The 18,862-nt window shown below is 62.0% G+C and carries 14 protein-coding genes; 10 read left to right on the top strand and 4 right to left on the bottom strand.

Annotation, left to right across the window (positions count from 1 at the left end; translation table 11 throughout):
* Positions 1-335 precede the first annotated feature (335 nt).
* The 3 genes from ACW4DH_RS12745 to clpA all read left to right on the top strand — a co-directional run bounded on the left by ACW4DH_RS12745 (position 336) and on the right by clpA (position 5,623).
* Positions 336-2,570 (top strand): NADP-dependent isocitrate dehydrogenase, encoded by a 2,235-nt coding sequence (locus ACW4DH_RS12745; protein WP_459636768.1) that lies wholly within the window; start codon positions 336-338, stop codon positions 2,568-2,570.
* 353 nt (positions 2,571-2,923) lie between these two features.
* The gene (gene clpS, locus ACW4DH_RS12740; RefSeq protein WP_459636767.1) at positions 2,924-3,253 is read left to right on the top strand and encodes an ATP-dependent Clp protease adapter ClpS; all 330 of its coding nucleotides are present in this window, start codon (positions 2,924-2,926) and stop codon (positions 3,251-3,253) included.
* Positions 3,254-3,358: 105 nt separating this feature from the next.
* A complete protein-coding gene (clpA, locus tag ACW4DH_RS12735; RefSeq protein ID WP_459636766.1) occupies positions 3,359-5,623 on the top strand; it encodes an ATP-dependent Clp protease ATP-binding subunit ClpA in 2,265 nt (754 codons plus the stop codon).
* A gap of 120 nt (positions 5,624-5,743) precedes the next feature.
* On the opposite strand, the gene infA is transcribed toward clpA, so the two are convergent.
* The 3 genes from infA to aat all read right to left on the bottom strand — a co-directional run bounded on the left by infA (position 5,744) and on the right by aat (position 7,589).
* Positions 5,744-5,962 carry a translation initiation factor IF-1 gene (gene infA, locus ACW4DH_RS12730; protein WP_007111068.1) on the bottom strand — a complete coding sequence of 73 codons (219 nt, stop codon included), beginning with the start codon at positions 5,960-5,962 and terminating at the stop codon, positions 5,744-5,746.
* A 168-nt stretch (positions 5,963-6,130) separates the two neighbouring features.
* On the bottom strand, positions 6,131-6,874 hold the full coding sequence (locus ACW4DH_RS12725) for an arginyltransferase (protein WP_459636765.1): 744 nt from the start codon (positions 6,872-6,874) through the stop codon (positions 6,131-6,133).
* Positions 6,864-7,589 (bottom strand): leucyl/phenylalanyl-tRNA--protein transferase, encoded by a 726-nt coding sequence (aat, locus tag ACW4DH_RS12720; RefSeq protein WP_459636764.1) that lies wholly within the window; start codon positions 7,587-7,589, stop codon positions 6,864-6,866. Before aat ends, ACW4DH_RS12725 begins: the two co-directional genes overlap by 11 nt.
* A 15-nt stretch (positions 7,590-7,604) precedes the next feature.
* On the opposite strand from aat, the gene ACW4DH_RS12715 reads away from it, so the two are divergent.
* The 3 genes from ACW4DH_RS12715 (at position 7,605) to lolA (ending at position 13,346) form a co-directional block, all read left to right on the top strand.
* Positions 7,605-8,783, top strand: a complete 1,179-nt coding sequence (locus tag ACW4DH_RS12715; RefSeq protein WP_459636763.1) for an MFS transporter — start codon at positions 7,605-7,607, stop codon at positions 8,781-8,783.
* A 368-nt stretch (positions 8,784-9,151) separates the two neighbouring features.
* A complete protein-coding gene (locus ACW4DH_RS12710) occupies positions 9,152-12,586 on the top strand; it encodes a DNA translocase FtsK (RefSeq protein ID WP_459636762.1) in 3,435 nt (1,144 codons plus the stop codon).
* A 127-nt stretch (positions 12,587-12,713) separates the two neighbouring features.
* Positions 12,714-13,346: an outer membrane lipoprotein chaperone LolA gene (gene lolA / locus ACW4DH_RS12705; protein WP_459636761.1), complete on the top strand. Its 633-nt coding sequence runs from the start codon at positions 12,714-12,716 to the stop codon at positions 13,344-13,346.
* 150 nt (positions 13,347-13,496) lie between these two features.
* Here lolA and ACW4DH_RS12700 read toward each other — a convergent pair whose 3' ends face one another.
* Positions 13,497-14,834: a replication-associated recombination protein A gene (locus tag ACW4DH_RS12700; protein WP_459636760.1), complete on the bottom strand. Its 1,338-nt coding sequence runs from the start codon at positions 14,832-14,834 to the stop codon at positions 13,497-13,499.
* Between the two features lie 370 nt (positions 14,835-15,204).
* Between ACW4DH_RS12700 and ACW4DH_RS12695 the strand changes: the two genes are divergently transcribed.
* The 4 genes from ACW4DH_RS12695 to trmA all read left to right on the top strand — a co-directional run bounded on the left by ACW4DH_RS12695 (position 15,205) and on the right by trmA (position 18,802).
* Positions 15,205-15,750 (top strand): hemerythrin domain-containing protein, encoded by a 546-nt coding sequence (locus ACW4DH_RS12695; RefSeq protein WP_459636927.1) that lies wholly within the window; start codon positions 15,205-15,207, stop codon positions 15,748-15,750.
* A gap of 207 nt (positions 15,751-15,957) precedes the next feature.
* Positions 15,958-16,851, top strand: coding sequence for a LysR family transcriptional regulator (locus ACW4DH_RS12690; protein WP_459636759.1), 894 nt, complete (start codon positions 15,958-15,960; stop codon positions 16,849-16,851).
* A complete protein-coding gene (gene murI / locus ACW4DH_RS12685; RefSeq protein ID WP_459636758.1) occupies positions 16,848-17,639 on the top strand; it encodes a glutamate racemase in 792 nt (263 codons plus the stop codon). Before ACW4DH_RS12690 ends, murI begins: the two co-directional genes overlap by 4 nt.
* Before the next feature lie 50 nt (positions 17,640-17,689).
* A complete protein-coding gene (trmA, locus tag ACW4DH_RS12680) occupies positions 17,690-18,802 on the top strand; it encodes a tRNA (uridine(54)-C5)-methyltransferase TrmA (protein WP_459636757.1) in 1,113 nt (370 codons plus the stop codon).
* The last annotated feature ends 60 nt before the right edge of the window (positions 18,803-18,862 follow it).

Here is an 18,862-nt window from a genome sequence, read left to right as displayed (position 1 = left end):
CTGCAGCGCGGCAGGTGCCGTGAACAGAAGCGGCCCAGGCCACCCTCGATCGCTACTTTACGCGATAAGATACCCGTAATGCTTCCCTGGCATTATCCACCAGAACAGCCGCTGTATGTGCGCATGAACTGCTGCACTGATATACTCCGGGCGATCATTGTACTGCTGCCACACTGGGCCCACTGAATTCAATCCCTGCATGAAACCTGGGCGCTTTCATGTCGCTGGGCGAGCCGGACTGCCGAATATCCGGTACGGGCTTCCTGGTATTCCAGATCCAACCCCCACCGCTCAAGATTCATGCAATTGCTGTGATAAGAGAGGTTAACGCAAAGATGTCCAAAACGCCGAAGATCATCTATACGCTCACCGACGAGGCTCCCGCGCTGGCGACCTATTCGCTGCTGCCGATTATCGATGCCTTTACCGATACCGCCGGCATCGAGGTGGAAACCCGGGATATCTCGCTGGCCGGCCGGATCATCTCCAAGTTTCCCGATTACCTGAGCGAAGACCAGCAACTCGGCGATCACCTGGCCGAACTCGGCGAACTGGCCACCACGCCGGAAGCCAACATCATCAAGCTGCCCAACATCAGCGCCTCGACTCCCCAGCTCAAGGCCGCCATCCGGGAATTGCAGCAGCAGGGCTACAAGCTGCCAAACTACCCCGAAGAGCCCCAGAACGCCCAGGAGAAGGACGTCAAGGCGCGCTACGACAAGGTCAAGGGCAGCGCGGTCAACCCGGTACTGAGGGAAGGCAACTCCGATCGTCGGGCGCCGCTGTCCGTCAAGAATTATGCCCGCAAGTATCCGCACCGCATGGGCGAGTGGAGCGGTGATTCCAAATCCCACGTCGCTCACATGAGCGAAGGGGATTTCTACGGCAGTGAAAAGTCCGCGTTGATCGAGGCCGAAGGCAGCCTGAAGATCGAGCTGGTGAGTGAGGATGGCAGCAGTACCGTCCTCAAGGAAAAAACGCCCGTACTCGCCGGTGAGGTGGTCGACGGCGCCGTGATGAGCTGCAATGCTCTGCGCAGCTTCGTCGCCGATGAAATCAATGATGCCAAGGCCAAGGATGTGCTGTTCTCGCTGCATCTCAAGGCGACCATGATGAAGGTCTCCGACCCGATCATGTTCGGCATGGTGGTCAGCGAATTCTACCAGGACGTGCTGACCAAGCACGCCGAGGCGCTGGAGCAGGTCGGGTTCGATCCGACTAACGGTATCGGTGATCTTTACGCGACGATCAAGTCGCTGCCCGACGATAAGCAGGCCGCGATCGAGGCCGACATCCAGGCGCTGTATGCCGAACGTCCGCCGCTGGCCATGGTCAACTCCCATAAGGGCATCACCAACCTGCATGTGCCCAGTGATGTGATCGTCGATGCCTCGATGCCGGCCATGATTCGCGACTCCGGCAAGATGTGGGGAGCCGACGACCAGTTGCACGACACCAAGGCGGTGATTCCGGATCGCAGCTATGCCGGTATCTATCAGGCCGTCATCGAGGACTGCAAGAAGAATGGCGCTTTCGATCCGACCACCATGGGTAGCGTACCCAACGTCGGTCTGATGGCGCAGAAGGCGGAAGAGTACGGCTCCCACGACAAGACCTTCCAGATCCCGACCGAGGGTACCGTGCGCGTCACCGACGCAAGCGGCAATGTCCTGCTCGAGCATCGCGTCGAGAAGGGAGATATCTGGCGCATGTGTCAGACCAAGGACGCGCCCATTCAGGACTGGGTCAAGCTGGCAGTCAACCGTGCCCGCGAGAGCGGCGTGCCTGCGATATTCTGGCTGGATGCCAATCGTGCTCACGACGCCCAATTGATCCAGAAGGTCGAGCGCTATCTGAAGGCCCATGATACCGATGGCCTGGATATTCGCATCATGGCCCCCGAAGAGGCCATGCGCTTCTCGCTGGAGCGCACCCGCGCCGGTAAGGACACCATTTCCGTCACCGGTAACGTGTTGCGCGACTACCTGACCGACCTGTTCCCGATCATGGAGCTGGGAACCAGTGCCAAGATGCTGTCCATCGTACCGCTGATGAACGGTGGGGGTCTGTTCGAGACCGGGGCCGGCGGCAGTGCGCCCAAGCACGTCCAGCAGTTCCTTGAGGAGAATCATCTGCGCTGGGACTCGCTGGGCGAATTCCTCGCGCTATCCGCCTCTCTCGAGCATTTGGGCAGTACCTTCGGTAATCCCAAGGCCAAGGTGCTGGCCAAAACGCTGGATGAGGCCAACGGCAAGTTCCTCGATAGCAACAAGTCGCCCTCTCGTAAGGTCGGTGAGCTTGATAATCGTGGCAGTCATTTCTACTTGGCGTTCTACTGGGCCCAGGCCTTGGCTGCGCAGAACGAGGATGCCGAGCTGCAGGCGCAGTTTGCCGACCTGGCCAACACCCTGGAAGCTCAGGAGGCGACCATCGTAGGTGAGCTCAATGCGGTACAGGGTCAGCCGGTGGATATCGGTGGTTACTTCCATCCGAATGGCGAACGGGCCAGTCAGGCCATGCGCCCGAGCGAAACTCTCAACGCGGCGTTGATGAAGCTTTCCAAGGGCTGATCGCCTGAAGCGCAGGCAACCCTGTCGGGGTCAATCAGGGGGTTGCCTGGCGGGGATGACGCGCCGTTAACGAAACAGGCCCATGTCCTACATGGGCCTGTTTGCGTTTTTCGCGGGTGGGCGGACGAGGCTTTTTGCGTCAGGGCCTTGCATCCGCCCGGTACCGGCGCCATCTTCAAGGAACCCAGGCGTCAAAGAAACGTCTAAGCTGGGCAGGAGGGGAGCCGCTGTGATGCCCTTCGTTGCAGTTGTTTTTCGTTGTGCCTGGCATGAATTTATGGATTCAGCCACTTATGTTCGAAACAGACTATGATTTCTTGAGTCGCTTGACGATGTCAGCAATGAAGGCTGGCATGACTCGCCCGCCCGACCCCGACGGGGACGAGCAGGGCGATGTGGCGGTTAGGCCCAGCGATCCTGCACTGGCCCCACCGCCGATGTACAAGGTCGTGCTGCACAATGACGACTTTACGCCTATGGAGTTTGTCGTCGAGGTGCTGCAAACTTTTTTTGCCATGGAGAGCGAGAAGGCGGTACAGATCATGTTGGCCGTCCATACTCAAGGTAAGGCGACCTGCGGCATCTTTACCCGCGATATCGCGGAAACCAAGTGCCATCAGGTCAATCAATACGCCCGGGAGTGCCAGCATCCTCTGCTGTGCGATATCGACAGGGCCGATTGAAGCGTGGCGTGACGCGTTTGTTGCGCGTGCCACTTGCGTATCTTCTGTTTGTGCCCGATTGTGAAAGTGCCGATTGATGCCCGAGGCGGCTAAAAGGGGACTGCCATGCTGAGCAAAGAACTTGAACTCACCCTGAACACGGCTTTCACCGTGGCGCGTTCCAAGCGACACGAGTTCATGACCGTGGAGCACCTGCTGCTGGCCCTGCTGGACAACGCCTCTGCTGCTGATGTGTTGCGTGCATGTGGTGCCAACCTGGAAAAGTTGCGTGCTGATCTTCAGGATTTCATCAATTCCACTACACCGCTGATTCCCGATGAGCAGGAAGACCGCGAAACCCAGCCGACCCTGGGTTTCCAGCGCGTACTGCAACGTGCCGTCTTCCATGTGCAATCATCCGGCAAGTCCGAAGTGACCGGCGCCAACGTGCTGGTGGCGATCTTCTCCGAACAGGAAAGTCAGGCGGTTTACTTCCTCAAGCAGCAGAACGTGGCGCGTGTCGATGCGGTCAACTACATCGCGCATGGTATCTCCAAGGTGGCCGGTCATGGCCAGCCATCCTCCGCGTCTCAAGAGTCGGAAGAGGCGGAGGAAGGCGTCACGGAGGGCAATGCTCATCCGCTGAACGGGTATGCCACTAACCTCAACGAGCAGGCTCGGTTGGGTAAGATCGATCCGCTGATCGGTCGTGACCATGAGCTGGAGCGCGTAGTACAGATCCTGGCCCGGCGGCGCAAGAATAATCCGTTGCTGGTAGGAGAGGCCGGCGTCGGCAAGACGGCCATCGCCGAGGGCCTGGCCAAGCGGATCGTGGAAGAAGACGTGCCCGATGTCATTGCCGATGCGGTGGTCTACTCGCTCGACATGGGGGCCTTGCTGGCCGGAACCAAGTATCGTGGCGACTTCGAGAAGCGCCTGAAAAGTCTGCTTTCCGAACTGCGCAAGGTGCCGAACTCGATCTTGTTCATCGATGAGATCCATACCGTCATTGGCGCCGGTGCGGCGTCCGGCGGGGTGATGGATGCGTCCAACCTGCTCAAGCCGCTGCTTTCCTCCGGTGAGCTGCGCTGTATCGGTTCGACCACGTTCCAGGAGTTTCGCGGTATCTTTGAGAAGGACCGTGCCCTGGCACGCCGCTTCCAGAAAGTCGATGTGCCCGAGCCGTCCGTCGATGACACCATCCGTATCCTCAAGGGGCTGCGCGGTCGTTTCGAAGAGCATCACGCACTGAAATACACCGATGCGGCGCTCGAAAGTGCCGTGCGCCTGGCCGATCGCTACATCAACGATCGCCACCTGCCAGACAAGGCCATCGATGTGATCGATGAGGCGGGGGCGCATCAGCGGCTGTTACCGCCTGAAATGCGCATTTCGACCATCGATGTCGAGCAGGTCGAGGCAGTGGTGGCATCCATTGCACGGATACCGCCGAAGAGTGTCAGTAGCTCCGATCGCAAATTGCTGTCGAATCTGGAGCGTGATCTGAAGATGTTGGTCTTCGGTCAGGATGAAGCGATCGTGAGTCTGTCGGCGGCAATCAAGCTGTCACGTGCCGGTCTCAAGGCGCCCGACAAGCCGGTGGGCAGCTTCCTGTTCGCCGGACCGACCGGGGTGGGCAAGACCGAAGTGGCCAAGCAGCTGTCCCAGTTGATGGGCATCGAGCTGGTGCGCTTCGATATGTCCGAATATATGGAACGGCATACCGTGTCGCGTCTGATCGGTGCGCCTCCGGGCTATGTCGGGTATGACCAGGGGGGCTTGCTGACCGAGGCGATCACCAAGCAGCCGCACTGCGTTCTGCTGCTCGATGAGATCGAGAAGGCGCATCCCGAGGTCTTCAATCTGCTGCTGCAGGTCATGGATCACGGCCGCCTGACCGACAACAATGGGCGCGAGGCGGATTTCCGGCATGTCATCATCATCATGACGTCAAACGCCGGGGCCGAGCAGATGGCTCGCCGTTCCATCGGTTTCAAGACCCAGGATCACTCCACCGATGGTATGGAGATCATCCGCAAGACCTTCTCGCCGGAGTTCCGCAACCGTCTGGACAGCATCATCCAGTTCCACGGTCTGGCGCCTGGCGTGGTGCGCAACGTGGTCGACAAGTTCCTGGTCGAACTGCAGGCCCAACTCGACGAGAAGCGCGTCCAGTTGGATGTCGACGAAGAGGCGCGCGCCTGGCTGGCGGAGAAGGGCTACGATCCTGAAATGGGGGCTCGTCCGATGGCGCGCGTAATCCAGGAGAAGCTCAAGAAGCCGCTGGCGGAGTTGATCCTGTTTGGCGAACTGGCCGACCATGGCGGGGTAGTGCATGTCAGCGTAGAAGATGGCGAGCTACATCTGGCTACGGAGGCAGAACTGGCCTAAACCTGCCTCCCTTTCTGCTGCACAACGACGCCCTGTCATTTGACGGGGCGTTTTTTTACGTCGATATCACGTCAATGACAGAGCCGCAGTGTGGTTGTCGTCCGGGGCTGCCGCTTGCGGTTAACGCGAACGGTAAACGATACGTCCCTTGGAAAGGTCGTACGGCGTCAGCTCGACCTTGACCTTGTCACCGGTCAGGATACGGATATAGTTCTTGCGCATCTTGCCCGAAATGTGGGCTGTCACGACGTGGCCATTCTCCAGCTCGACGCGAAACATGGTGTTGGGAAGGGTGTCGACGATGACGCCTTCCATTTCGATATGGTCTTCACGTGCCATATAGGCGTTTCCTCATGTGTCCGTTAGGTATCGCATTCAGACGGAATGCGAATCTTCAAGTGTTCGAATTTACGCTGCCGAAGGGGCTTGCCATGCGAAGGCATGTCAGCATCGGCTTTGAAGATAGCCCGATATTGTGCCGCATGCCGCGCGTCAAGGCAAAGAACGTCAGAGGAAGTGAGGAATCTGACGTCGCCAGCGACGACCGTTCAAGTATTCAAGCGGCTGAAAAGTATGTTTGTAGTTCATTTTCGGGGATTGCTGTATCCAGTAGCCTAGATAGACATGCGGCAGGCCCTGGCGGCGAGCCACCTCGATCTGGTAGAGAATCGCATAGCTGCCCAGCGAACGCCGGTCAAGATCCGCGGCAGGATCGTAGTAGGTATAAATGGCGGAGAGGCCGTGACCGAGCACGTCGGTGGCGGCCACGGCCAACAGCTCACCGTCGAGGCGGAATTCGATCAGCCGAGCGTAAGGGTGGTCGAGCGTCAGGAAGGTCCGATACTGCTCGCGGCTGGGCGGGTGCATATCGCCATCGGCATGGCGCGCCCGAATGTAGCGGGCATAAAGGGCGTAATGCTCGTCATCGTACTCGGCGAGTCGAATACGCTTTTCGATGTCGCGGTTGCGGTTGATCAGCTTACGCTGGGTACGGCTGGGGACGAAGTCCTCCACCGGGATGCGCACCGAAACACAGGCGCGGCAACCCTCGCAATGCGGACGATAAAGATGACGTCCACTACGGCGAAAGCCTAGCAGGGCCAACGCATCATAGACGCCCTGTCCCGGAGACTCCTGAGGATCCAGAAACAGGGTGGTGGCTTCACGCTCGGGCAGGTAACTGCAGCCGTGAGGTACGGTCAGGAAGAAGCGCAGATCCCGCTCGGGTTGGTGCGGGGCATTACTGCTCACGTTGAGACGGGCTCCCATGATCGCTGAAAACATGGCCGCACCAGAGCCCCGTCGGCGGCTCCTGATGCGCATGCCTTTCAAGATAGTCGATGAAAGTGGCGCGGGCGATATCGCGTGCCCCAAGGCTGGCAAGGTGCGTAGTGTGAACCTGGCAATCGATCAGCTCGACGCCGTGGGCGCCAAGATGGCGGGTCAGGTGCACCAGGGCTACCTTGGAGGCGTCGCGCATGAGACTAAACATCGATTCACCGAAGAAGATCCGTCCCAGGGAGATACCATACAGACCGCCGACCAGGCGTCCTTCATGCCAGGTTTCCACCGAATGAGCGTATCCCTTGTCATGCAAGGCGCAGTAGGCCGCTTCCATTTCGGGGGTGATCCAGGTGCCGTCCGTCTCGGCGCGGATCGTGGCACACGCATGCATGACCTCGGCAAAGGCGTTGTCGAATGTCACGCGAAATCCACCGTTGCGTACCCGTTTGGCTAGGCTGCGGCGCACCTTGAGTTCCTGGGGGAACAGGACCAGGCGTGGATCAGGGCTCCACCACAGGATGGGCTGGCCTTCGGAAAACCATGGAAAGATGCCGCGCCGGTACGCCGCCAGCAGCCAGGCGGGGGTCAGCGAACCTCCGGCGGCGAGCAGGCCGTCGGGCTCGTCCAGGGCGTGGGAAACATCGGGAAACTGCACGGGGTGTGCGGGTAACCAGGGGAGCATAAGGAAACGATCACCATGTCGATAACAGAGCCTGACAGCCGCCGGCCAGCGACGCGCCTGGCGATTGCCTACTTCTTTGCGCTTAACGGGCTAGCCTTGACCAGCTGGGCGGTACGCCTGCCCGACCTGCGCGAGACGTTATCGCTGGGTCAGGCGGAAATCGGCCTGCTGCTGCTGTGTCCTGTCGTGGGTACTTTCAGTTTGACGCTGTTTTCCGGTTACCTCAATGGGCGTTACGGTAGCCGTCGGATGACGATCATCGCCAGCCTCGCCACGCTCGTTTCGCTCTTGCTGATCGGGCTTGCTTCCAGTCGTTTCATGTTGGGGCTGGGGCTGGTGGTTTTCGGCGCCGGCGAGGGCCTGCTCAACGTGGCCATGAACGACCAGGCGGCGAGCCTGGAGCGTCGTTATCGCCGCTCGATCATGTCATCGTTTCATGGCATGTTCAGCCTGGGCGGTATGGCGGGCGCCCTGATTGGGGGAGGCTTTGCGGCACTGGAACTGTCTCCCGGTATCCATCTGCCGTTGCTGGCCGCTCTGGCATTGGTTGGCGTAGCCATGCTGGGCCGGCACTTGCTGCCGCTTGAGCCGCGGGCCAATCCGGCGAGCGAGCCGCTGATCGTGCGTCCTCGCGGGCAGGTCTGGTTGCTGGGAGCGCTGGCCAGCTGCACCGTGTTCATCGAGGGCGCCATGACCGACTGGTCGGCTATCTACATGACCGAGCTGGGTGCGCCAGGAGGGCGCGCCGCGCTGGGGCTGGCACTGTTTGCCGCGCTCATGGCCGGTGGGCGGCTGGTGGGGGACCGCTGGCTGGACGCCGTCTCGAGCGTGATGGTATTGCGTATCGGCGCGGCGTTGGCGATTGCTGGGCTGGGGCTGGCGATAGGCGTGGCGACGCCGATGGCGGCGATCACCGGCTTCGCCATGACCGGGCTGGGACTCTCCACGGTATATCCATGTCTGATCGGCTGCGCCGGGCGCAGCGGTGTCATGTCGCCGGCAGGAGGCATTGCCGCCGTTACAATGCTCGGCTACGTGAGTTTGCTGGGCGGGCCGCCGATGATCGGATTATTGGCTGAAATGATCGGGTTGCGGGGCGCGTTAGTAGCCCTGGTGCTGGCGGGTGGCGTCATCATGGCGTTGGCCCAGCGAGCCACGCATGGGTTACCCCCGCGCGGTGACATGCGCCTATGAATGCCACCGGAGAGAAGCCGAGGTTGCACGCCATGTTCTGTGCACCGTGAGGCAACTCTTCTAGCAACTCTTTTAAATGTCTCGCTGGACAACAAATCGGGTCTTTCTCGAGGAGGCGCGACATACTGCCTGCCCCTATAATGCCGGGCGCGGGCTCGGTATGATGATGAGCTTGGGTGCCGGCGCTATCTGCCAGTGTGTGGCACGTCTTCAGGCGGAGTGCGTAAAACGGGGTATAACCCGTGTCTCTGCGGCAGACAGTGGACCGGCCACTAATATAAGCTCCCAGGCATCCATTCGCCTCGGGGCCGCTTGGCATTGTTGCAGGATTGGAAAGACGCCCTTCGTGGCGCAAGGGGGATGGCCACTTGAGTGTCAAGAAAAAGACCGCCGGTCGCCGTCGGACGACGACCCAGGCCAGAGAGCGGGCGCGGCGCTTCGGGGTTCGCCTGCAGGGCGCGACGCGCGAAGGCGTGGTTATCGTGTTGTTGGCGCTTTGTGTGTTTCTCCTGCTGGCGCTGTTCAGTTACACGCCGGGGGATCCCGGCTGGTCGCATAGCGGCCCGGAACAGGAGGTGTCCAATTGGATGGGCACCTTGGGAGCCTGGCTATCCGACGTGCTGTATTCGCTATTGGGGGCCAGTGCCCTATGGTGGCCGGGCATGTTGGGTTTCGCGGCCTGGCGGCTGATGCGCTCCCGCCAGGTGGACTACGAATGGGATCCCACGGTGCTGGCAATCAAGACCGGAGGACTGGTACTGCTGATCCTCAGCACCACTACCCTGGGCGACCTGCACTTCTACCAGCCGGACAGCGACCTGCCTTACGCCGCGGGCGGTATCCTGGGCCGGGGGCTGTCGGGGACGCTGCAGGCACTGGTTGACGTGCGTGGTGCCACGCTGCTGGCGCTGGCGGCGTTCATGAGCGGATTTACATTGTTCACCGGCATGTCCTGGCTGACCGTGATGGATGAGCTGGGATGCAGCGCGCAACGGCTAGTAGGCTGGGGTAAAGAGCGCTTGGGTCGCCTGCGTGATAAGCGCACTCAGCGTCAGACCAAGAGCGAGCCGACAACGCCCCCGGCGCAGGTAAACGCCGAGGCCTCAACGTATGACGACGAGGACGATCAGTTGGCGCGGCCATCGTGGTGGCAGCGTCTGATGCCCGGGCGGCGCAGATCGCAAACCCGCTATCTGCAGCGGGAGCCCGAGTTGGCCGGGGGACCGCGTGTCGAACCCTCGTTGCAGGAGGCATTCGCGCAGGAAGGTGACGAGACGCAGGATCCGGCATGGGCGGCCTGGCGCAATGATGGAAAAAGCGATATTCCCTGGGATGTTCCCGAGCGCACACCCTCGGCCAAACAACCCGAGGCCGCCTACAGCGCGCGTCAGGCCCAGCAGGAGCAGGGCTCGCGACCCGTCCAGGCCCGGCAAGGGGATGACCCACGAGCAACGGATTCCGTCGCGGATCCTGCCACGGCGGTGGCGTCATCTTCCGCTGCACCACCTACGCCAGAAGACAGCGTATCCCGCACGGTCAGGGAGGGTGAGGCTCCCCGTGTCGATGGGCCGGACACCAACAGCGACCGGCGTCACGACGTGACCCGTCGGCGTTTTCCGGAAACCGTGCCCGAGCCCATGCTGGCGGATGATGACGACGACGATGTCACTCCGCAGTGGTCGGCCCCGATCCAGGCGCGACGCGATGAGGCGCTACCCGAATCGCAGCGCGTGGAGACTCGCTTCTCGGCAGCGGCGACGCCGCCACGCCAGGATAGCGGCGCTACCATGCGTGCCTCGGCCGATGGCGAGGATGAAGTTGCGTCAGCGGCGATCAGTCCGCAGGCTTCCGCGCGGGAGCCGATTTCCGCCTCCCGCGAGGCCGAGCCAATGGCGTCCTGGCAGGAGGGGGCGGCGATTGCCGCGGCAAGAGCGCATGAGCCGCAAGCGGCCGATATCTCACCGGCCCATCCGGAGCCAGAGCCGGCACCTCGACCGCGCCCCAAGGTCAGTTGGGACGATGCCGAGAGTGACACCCCGGCTCCCCAGACAGCATCACCAAGCGCTGGTTCGGCGCCTGCGGCGCGTGTGTCGCAGCCCCGCGCGCCGGAGCCCGCAGCACATGAGCCGCGTGAGGAAAATCCAGTATCTGAAAGCGTGGAAGAGCCGCCGCAGCCCGGGCGTATGGCCAGTGCCGAGCAGGCGCGGGCGGCGGCTGACGATCCCGAGGGTCCAACGCTATGGACGGTCCAGCATCTGCAGAATCAGCGCCCCGTGCCCGACAATCTGCCGGAGCCGGATGGCGAGTTGCCTTCGTTGCAGCTGCTGACACCGGCGGATCCCCATCAGCCCAATTACACGCCGGAACAGCTGTCGGACATGGCCGAGCTGCTCGAGACGCGCCTGCGCGAATACGGCGTCAAGGCCGAGGTGGTCGAAACCTGGCCGGGGCCGGTCATCACGCGTTTCGAAATCAAGCCGGCGGCCGGGGTCAAGGTTTCCAAGATCAGCAACCTGGCCAAGGACCTGGCACGCTCGCTGATGGTCAAGAGCGTGCGGGTGGTGGAAATCATTCCCGGACGGCCCACGGTGGGCATCGAGATTCCCAATCCCAACCGGGCCATGATCCGTCTGCGCGAAGTCATCGACTCCGATGCCTACCAGCAGGCGGCTTCACCGCTGACCCTGGCGCTCGGTCATGACATCGGCGGTGGGCCGGTCGTCGCCAATCTCGGCAAGATGCCGCATCTACTGGTGGCGGGCACCACCGGGTCGGGCAAATCGGTGGGCGTCAATGGCATGCTCATTTCGATGCTGCTCAAGGCCACGCCCGAGGACGTGCGCATGATCATGGTTGATCCCAAGATGCTCGAGCTGTCGGTCTACGATGGCATTCCTCATCTGCTGGCGCCGGTGGTGACCGACATGAAGGAGGCGGCCAATGGTCTGCGCTGGTGCGTCGCCGAAATGGAGCGGCGCTACAAGCTGATGGCGGCGATGGGCGTACGCAACATCGCCGGTTTCAACGCCAAACTCGGCGAGGCGGAGCGCGCCGGAGCCCAGGTGGCGGACCCCTTGTGGGAGCCGCAGCCCTGGCAGATGCACGAGCAGCCGCCGGTGCTGGAGAAGCTGCCCTACATCGTGGTGGTCATCGACGAGTTCGCCGACATGTTCATGATCGTCGGCAAGAAGGTCGAGGAGCTCATCGCGCGCCTGGCACAGAAGGCGCGTGCGGCGGGTATTCACCTGATTCTGGCCACCCAGCGGCCGTCGGTGGATGTAGTGACGGGACTGATCAAGGCCAACATTCCCACGCGGATGGCGTTCCAGGTATCGTCCAAGGTCGATTCGCGCACCATTCTCGATCAGGGCGGTGCCGAGGCCCTGCTGGGACACGGCGACATGCTCTACCTGCCCGCCGGTGCCGGCATGCCGACACGTGTGCACGGGGCCTTCGTCGATGACGATGAGGTGCACCGGGTGGTCGAGGACTGGAAACGTCGCGGCGAGCCGGAATATATCGAGGAGATCCTTTCGGGGGGCGTGTCCGCCGAAGCGCTGACCGGCCTCGAGGCCGAGGGGGGCGATGCGGACGATGCCGAACAGGACGCCATCTACGACGAAGCGGTGCAGTTCGTCACCGAGTCGCGTCGGGCATCGATCTCCGCCGTGCAGCGGCGTTTCAAGATCGGCTATAACCGTGCCGCGCGGCTGGTGGAGTCGATGGAAATGGCCGGGGTCGTGTCGTCGATGGGAACCAATGGCAGCCGGGAGGTTCTGGCTCCGCCGCCGGTCGGCGATTGAGGTCTCGCGTGATCATCGCCAATCATGCACGCAATAAGGAAAACCGTGCGGGTCTGCAACCGTTTGCCGTCCCGCCAGTCTATATGTCGGCACACTCACTGTTAGCTGGCCGACTCAAGGAGACGGAATGAAACTGTGGAAAACATTGGTGATCCTTTCGGTGGCCATGCTGCTGCCAGCAGCGGCTCTTGCCGATGAGCAGGCGACCAGTCGCTTGACGCGTCTGCTCAAGCCGTTGACGACCTTTTCCGCTGACTTCGAGCAGCAGATACTCGATGGTTCCGGTGCACGCCTTCAGCAGGCGCAGGGGCACATGTGGTTATCGCGCCCGGGAAAGGTTCGCTGGGAAGTCGAGGCGCCGTATCGGCAGACGGTGGTCTCCGATGGCGACAAGGTCTATCTGTACGATCCCGATCTGGAGCAGGTGACCGTACAGCCGCTGGATACGCGGGTGACTCACACGCCGGCACTCTTGCTGTCGGGCAGCGCCGACGCCTTGGCGAAGAACTATGACGTGACTCGCCAGCAGCAGGGCGCTACCGAAACCTTCACCCTCGTCCCCAGTGCCAACGATACCCTGTTCGAACAGCTCAAGCTGACCTTTTATGGCGAGCAGCTCGAGGCGCTGCAAATGACCGACAGCACGGGCCAGCGCACGGCGATTGCATTCGACAATGCCGAGACCAACACCGACATCGATAGCCAGCGCTTTACTTTCGAGATTCCCGACGGGGTCGATGTGATCCGCGAAGCATCCTGAAACCGGTTCATCCGTCACGTGAAACGCCGACCCGGTGAACTGCCCCCGACGCTGGACACTCAAGCCAGCTTTTGGGAGCAGTTCAATGTCGCGGGTGTTTTCGTGGATACCTCTCGCATAACCGCCACCGCGAGGCACACGCGCTGACGGTCATTGCTCCCGGTCGGCCTGGGCGTCGAGTTCGGCCCGCCAGGCCTGCATCTGGCCAAAACGCTTTTCCTGCCCATACTCGCTGGGAGTGAAAAAGGTCTGACGGGGCAACGCTTGCGGCCAGCAGTCGTGGGCACTGCCGGCGGGGTAGCCGTGCGGCTCGCTATGGGCATAGCGATAGCCTTCTCCGTGTCCCAGCGAGGCCATTAGCTTGGTGGGCGCGTTGCGCAGGTAAGTAGGCACTTCCAGCCCGGGGTGCTCGGCGGCGAAGGCCTTGGCGCCTTTCCAGGCGCGGTCGACGGCGTTGCTCTTGGGGGCGACGGCCAAGTGGATTGCGGCGTGGGCGATGGCGCGCTGGCCTTCGTAATCGCCCAAGCGCAGGTAGGCATCCCAAGCCGCCATGACCAGGGGAAGGGCGCGGGGCTCGGCATTGCCGACATCTTCCGAGGCAATGGCGGCCAGGCGGCGAATGACATCCAGCGGGTCTCCGCCTCCCTGCATGAACTGCGCCATGTACAACAGTGCGGCATCGGGGCGCGAGGAGCGCACCGACTTATGGATCGCCGAGAGCAGGTCGTAGTAGTGATCGCCCTGCTTGTCGAAGGCGCTGGCCCGATGACCGATCACTTCCTGAAGTGCATCACGCTCCAGCCGTTCGCCATTCGCGCCGGGAAGCGTGAAGTCGCAGGCCGTTTCGAGCAGCCCCAAGGCGCGGCGTGCATCGCCGTCGGCTGCACGGGCCAGAATCGCCAGCACCTCGTCCTCGGCCTGGATGCAGCGCTTGCCCAGGCCGTGCTCGGTATCCTCGAGCGCGCGGCGCATCACCTGGATCAGGTCGTCGGTGTCGAGCTTCTTGAGAACATAAACCCGAGCCCGCGACAACAGCGCAGAATTGACCTCGAAGGAAGGGTTCTCGGTGGTCGCGCCGATTAGCGTCAACAGTCCCGATTCCACATGGGGCAGCAGGGCATCTTGCTGACTCTTGTTGAGGCGATGGATCTCGTCGAGAAAGAGCAAGGTGCGACGCTCGCCGAGCTGCGCATGGTGGGCGCGCTCCACGGTGGCACGGATATCCTTGACGCCGGCCATGACCGCGGAAAGCTGCTCGAGTGTCGCATCGCAGGCCTCGGCCAGAATCTCGGCCAGGGTGGTCTTGCCTACGCCTGGCGGCCCCCACAGGATCATCGAACGCAGGGTGCCGGTTTCGGCCATGCGGCGCAGCGGCTTGTCGGCGCCTACCAGCGCTTTCTGGCCGATGTAATCCTCAAGGCGTCGCGGGCGCATGCGGTAGGCTAGCGGTGCATTGTCGTGCGAAGCGTGCTGATTGAAGAGGTCCATGATGTCGCTGCAGTTGTGGTGAATGAATAATCTGTCGTTAGCTTGAGTTCTCGCTAGGGTTCTACGACCTTTGACGTAAGGGCAGAATGCTTTCTACCCGCTAGGGTAAGCATTCAAGTCCAAGGCGGGTTGCGCTTGCGCGACAACGCCAGCACGGCAGGGTCGCTCGTCGCGAGACGCTGACCCAATGCAGCATGAGAAATCGACACAAGCCATCATCAGCGCTAGGCAGATCTCATGGCTATCGATTTTTTCATCGTATCTGGACTCGTGTTCCGGCTTTTCTGAAGTCGCTAGTGAATGAACGCCACGGCGGTGAGTCAACTCTTCACCGTTCATGCCCGCCAGCAGAGGAGGCCCTCCCATGCCCATGCTGACCCAACTGCGCCAGGATCATGCCAATATGGCGCGTCTGCTGCACGTGCTTCAGCTGAAGCACAAGACGCTAGCCAGTGGTGAACGTCCCGACTTTCAATTGGTTCGTGAGGTGGTGGATTACATCCTCGATTATATGCATGGATTCACCATGCCGCTCGAACGCATCTGTGGCGAGCAACTGGCAGCGCGCGTTCCGCAAGCCGCCGAGCTGACCTGTCAGCTGTCCGAGGACTATCGCGGCTTGCATGAGCGGCTCATGCGTCTGTCTCAGGATATCGACATGATCCTGATGGACGCCGTGGTTCCAATCGATCGTTTTGCCGAGGATCTCGGCGCCTATCTGGAGGCACACCGCGCCTATCTGCGTGCCGAGCGCGAAGAGCTGTTTCCGCTGATACGCGAACACTTCGACGAGCAGGATCTCGCCCGCCTGGCCGATGCGATGCCGGAAGGGGCCGAGGCGGAACTGGCCCGCTTGCAGCAGGCCTACCCCGAACTCTATGCGGAGTTTCGTACCGCACCTTCGCCCGTGGCGTAAAAAGCGTACAAGAGTATGCGAGATGAAAGCGCTGCGTCCATGAGCTAATCGCAAGCGTCGCTCCGGTTCGGCGCACAGGGCATGGAGTATTGCTTGCCGAAGGAACGTACGAGCCCGTACGGGCCGAGCGTACTGCAACATTCTGCGGTCTCGGCCCGCCTGCAAAATCAGGTAGAATGCGTCCTATTGGGTGTTTGAGGACGGGACATGGATCGGTTGCAGGCGATGCAGATCTTTCGTGCAGTGGTCGAGGCAGGTAGCTTCGCCAATGGCGCACGTAGGCTTGGATTGTCCAATGCCATGGTCAGCAAGCAAATTGCGCGGCTCGAGGCGCTGCTTGGCGCGCGTTTGCTGACGCGCACCTCTCGTCATCTTCAGTTGACCGCCGAGGGCGAGCGCTATCTTGTCGGCGTGGTGCGTCTGCTCGATGAGCTGGACGAACTGGAGGCTGAACTGAGGGAACAGCAGGGCGAGATCCGCGGAAGGCTGCGCTTATCGGCGCCGCTGGATTTTGGCGTGCGCGTGCTGATGCCGGCCTTACAGACTTTCGAGCAGCAGCATCCGGCCGTGGCGCTTGACGTGGTGCTGGAAGACCGCCGCGTCGACCCTCTCGCCGAAGATTTCGATGTGGTGGTGCGCATCGGCGAACTCGAGGACTCCAATCTGATTGCCCGGCGCCTGGCAACGACGGCGGTACATGTCTACGCGTCCCCGGACTACCTCGACCGTTACGGCGTGCCTGGCCACCCCTTTGAGCTGAGTCGCCATCGTTGCCTGCATTACAGCCTGCAACGCGAAGGTCCCGGCTGGCAGTTTCGTATCGAGGGCACCCTGCAGCGGGTGCGCTTTACCCCGGTGATGTCCTGCAACAATGGGCGTGCCCTGACCGAAGCTGCCGTAGGAGGAATGGGGCTGATTCAGAAGCCCGCGTTTCTCGGCGAGACGGAGGTGAAAAAAGGCCGACTGGTGCGGGTGCTTGAGGCCTTCGATCCCGAACCGCTGGCGATATCGCTGTTGTATTGCGAGCGCCAGTACCTGCCGGCCCGGCAGCGCGCCTTGATCGATGGGCTGGTCGCGCATTTTGCCGAGAATGCTCGATGAATGCGCCGATCCTGATTTTCGATTCCGGCGTCGGCGGGCTATCGGTGGTGGAAGCGCTACGTGCGCAGCTTCCCCGCTCCAGTCTGGCCTATGCGTGCGACAATGCAGCGCTACCTTACGGAACCAAGCCCGATGCCTGGCTGGTGACGCGCATCGTCGATGTGTGCCTGGCGGCGATCGAGGCCAGCGGGGCGAGCGCGCTGGTGGTGGCCTGCAATACGGCCAGCACCCTGGCGCTGGCGACGCTGCGGGCGCGCCTGGACATTCCGGTCGTCGGTACCGTGCCGGCCATCAAGCCCGCCGCCGCCCTCTCGCGCAGTGGCACCTTCGGCCTGCTGGCGACCACGGCCACCGTGCGGCGTCCCTATACCGACGCCCTGATTCGCGATCACGCCGCGCACTGCCGCGTAGTGCGCGTGGCCGCCGATCCGCTCGTGGCGCAAGCCGAACGCCAACTGGCCGGGCAGCCGTTGGATCACGCGTTGATCAAGGACTGCCTGGCGCCGTTGTGGGCGGAGACGGCGCTGGACAGCGTGGTGCTGGGCTGCACCCATTTCCCGCTGTTGCGCGAGGCCATGGTGAGGCATGCACCGCGAGAAATCGCCTGGATCGATTCCGGCGTCGCTATCGCCCGGCGCGTGGCTCAGATCATGCGTGTGCCGACGGGCGAGGGGCTTGGGCCCAGTTGGGCGAGCGCACCGTCTCAGGCCGGGTTGACCGCAGCGCTAGCCGATTTTGGATTTGCCCCCCCTGAGCCCCTTGCCGTCGCCCGCGTATCTCTCTGTTAGGCCCTCTCACGCTTTGATGTCATTTATCCCCCACCACTTAAGGAGGCTTCGTGGCCGTACCCGTTGTCGAGCCCGAGCGCTACGCCGAGCAACTCGCCGCCAAGCGTGAGCGGATTGCCGCGCAGTTTGCGCACCTCAATCCGCCTGGGCTGGAAGTGTTTGCTTCGCCCCCCAGTCATTACCGCATGCGCTGCGAATTCCGTGTGTGGCATGAAGGGAGTGATCTCTTCTACGCCATGTTCGAGGTCGATCCCGGCGATCCCAAGAAGAAGTCCGTGATCCGGCTGGATCAGTATCCGGTGGCCAGCCGGCGTATCAACGAACTGATGCTGGCGCTGCGCGAGGCATTGCTGGATAGCCCGGTGCTGAGGCGCAAGCTATTTCAGGCGGAATTTCTCACGACGCTCACGGGCGAGGCTCTGATCACCTTGATCTACCATCGGCCGCTGGAAGCGGACTGGGAGGCCGAGGCGCGCGAGTTGCAGCGGCGCCTGGATGCTTCGGTCATCGGGCGCTCGCGCAAGCAGCGTCTGGTACTCGAGCGCGACCATGTCTGGGAGCGCCTCGAGGTGGACGGGCGGACCTTCGTCTATCAGCAGGTCGAAAACAGCTTCACGCAGCCCAATGCCGAGATCAGTCGTGCCATGCTAGGCTGGACACGTGACGTGACGCGGGGCAGCCAGGAAAGCGACCTGGTCGAGCTGTATTGCGGCAACGGCAACTTTACCGTGGCCCTGGCGGAAAACTTCCGCCGCGTGGTGGCCACGGAAATTTCGCGGACATCGGTGGCTTCGGCCAACGTCAATCTTGCCGCCAATGGCGTGGCAAATGCCGTCGTGGCGCGGATGTCCGCCGAAGAGTTCGCCCAGGCCCTGCGCGGCGACAAGGGCGGGCGGCGAGTCGCGGCCCTGGCGCTGGAGGATCACGCCTTTTCCACCGTGCTGGTCGACCCGCCGCGTGCCGGACTTGACGAGCAGAGTTGCGATCAGCTCAAGGCCTATTCCCGAATCGTCTATATTTCCTGTAACCCCGACACGCTGGAGCGCAATCTCGAGCAACTCTCAGCGACACACGTGGTGACCCGCTTTGCGTTGTTCGATCAGTTTCCCTGGACCCCACACTGCGAATGCGGCGTATTGTTGGAGCGCCGCGAGCCGAACTGAACGTCAGGGCGCAAGGGGACGCGGCCAATGCTTAAACGACATGCGTCATGTCAAAGCTTC

This window comes from Halomonas sp. WWR20, assembly GCF_054602495.1.
This window is presented reverse-complemented; position numbering and strand designations above follow the sequence as displayed.

What these genes read in the sequence shown, in the direction of transcription:
- ACW4DH_RS12745 (WP_459636768.1), top strand. Translation starts at nt 336, where the DNA reads ATGTCCAAAACGCCGAAGATCATCTATACGCTCACCGACGAGGCTCCC.
- clpS (WP_459636767.1), top strand. Translation starts at nt 2,924, where the DNA reads ATGACTCGCCCGCCCGACCCCGACGGGGACGAGCAGGGCGATGTGGCG.
- clpA (WP_459636766.1), top strand. Translation starts at nt 3,359, where the DNA reads ATGCTGAGCAAAGAACTTGAACTCACCCTGAACACGGCTTTCACCGTG.
- infA (WP_007111068.1), bottom strand. Translation starts at nt 5,962, where the DNA reads ATGGCACGTGAAGACCATATCGAAATGGAAGGCGTCATCGTCGACACC.
- aat (WP_459636764.1), bottom strand. Translation starts at nt 7,589, where the DNA reads ATGCTCCCCTGGTTACCCGCACACCCCGTGCAGTTTCCCGATGTTTCC.
- ACW4DH_RS12715 (WP_459636763.1), top strand. Translation starts at nt 7,605, where the DNA reads ATGTCGATAACAGAGCCTGACAGCCGCCGGCCAGCGACGCGCCTGGCG.
- lolA (WP_459636761.1), top strand. Translation starts at nt 12,714, where the DNA reads ATGAAACTGTGGAAAACATTGGTGATCCTTTCGGTGGCCATGCTGCTG.
- ACW4DH_RS12700 (WP_459636760.1), bottom strand. Translation starts at nt 14,834, where the DNA reads ATGGACCTCTTCAATCAGCACGCTTCGCACGACAATGCACCGCTAGCC.
- ACW4DH_RS12695 (WP_459636927.1), top strand. Translation starts at nt 15,205, where the DNA reads ATGCTGACCCAACTGCGCCAGGATCATGCCAATATGGCGCGTCTGCTG.
- ACW4DH_RS12690 (WP_459636759.1), top strand. Translation starts at nt 15,958, where the DNA reads ATGGATCGGTTGCAGGCGATGCAGATCTTTCGTGCAGTGGTCGAGGCA.
- murI (WP_459636758.1), top strand. Translation starts at nt 16,848, where the DNA reads ATGAATGCGCCGATCCTGATTTTCGATTCCGGCGTCGGCGGGCTATCG.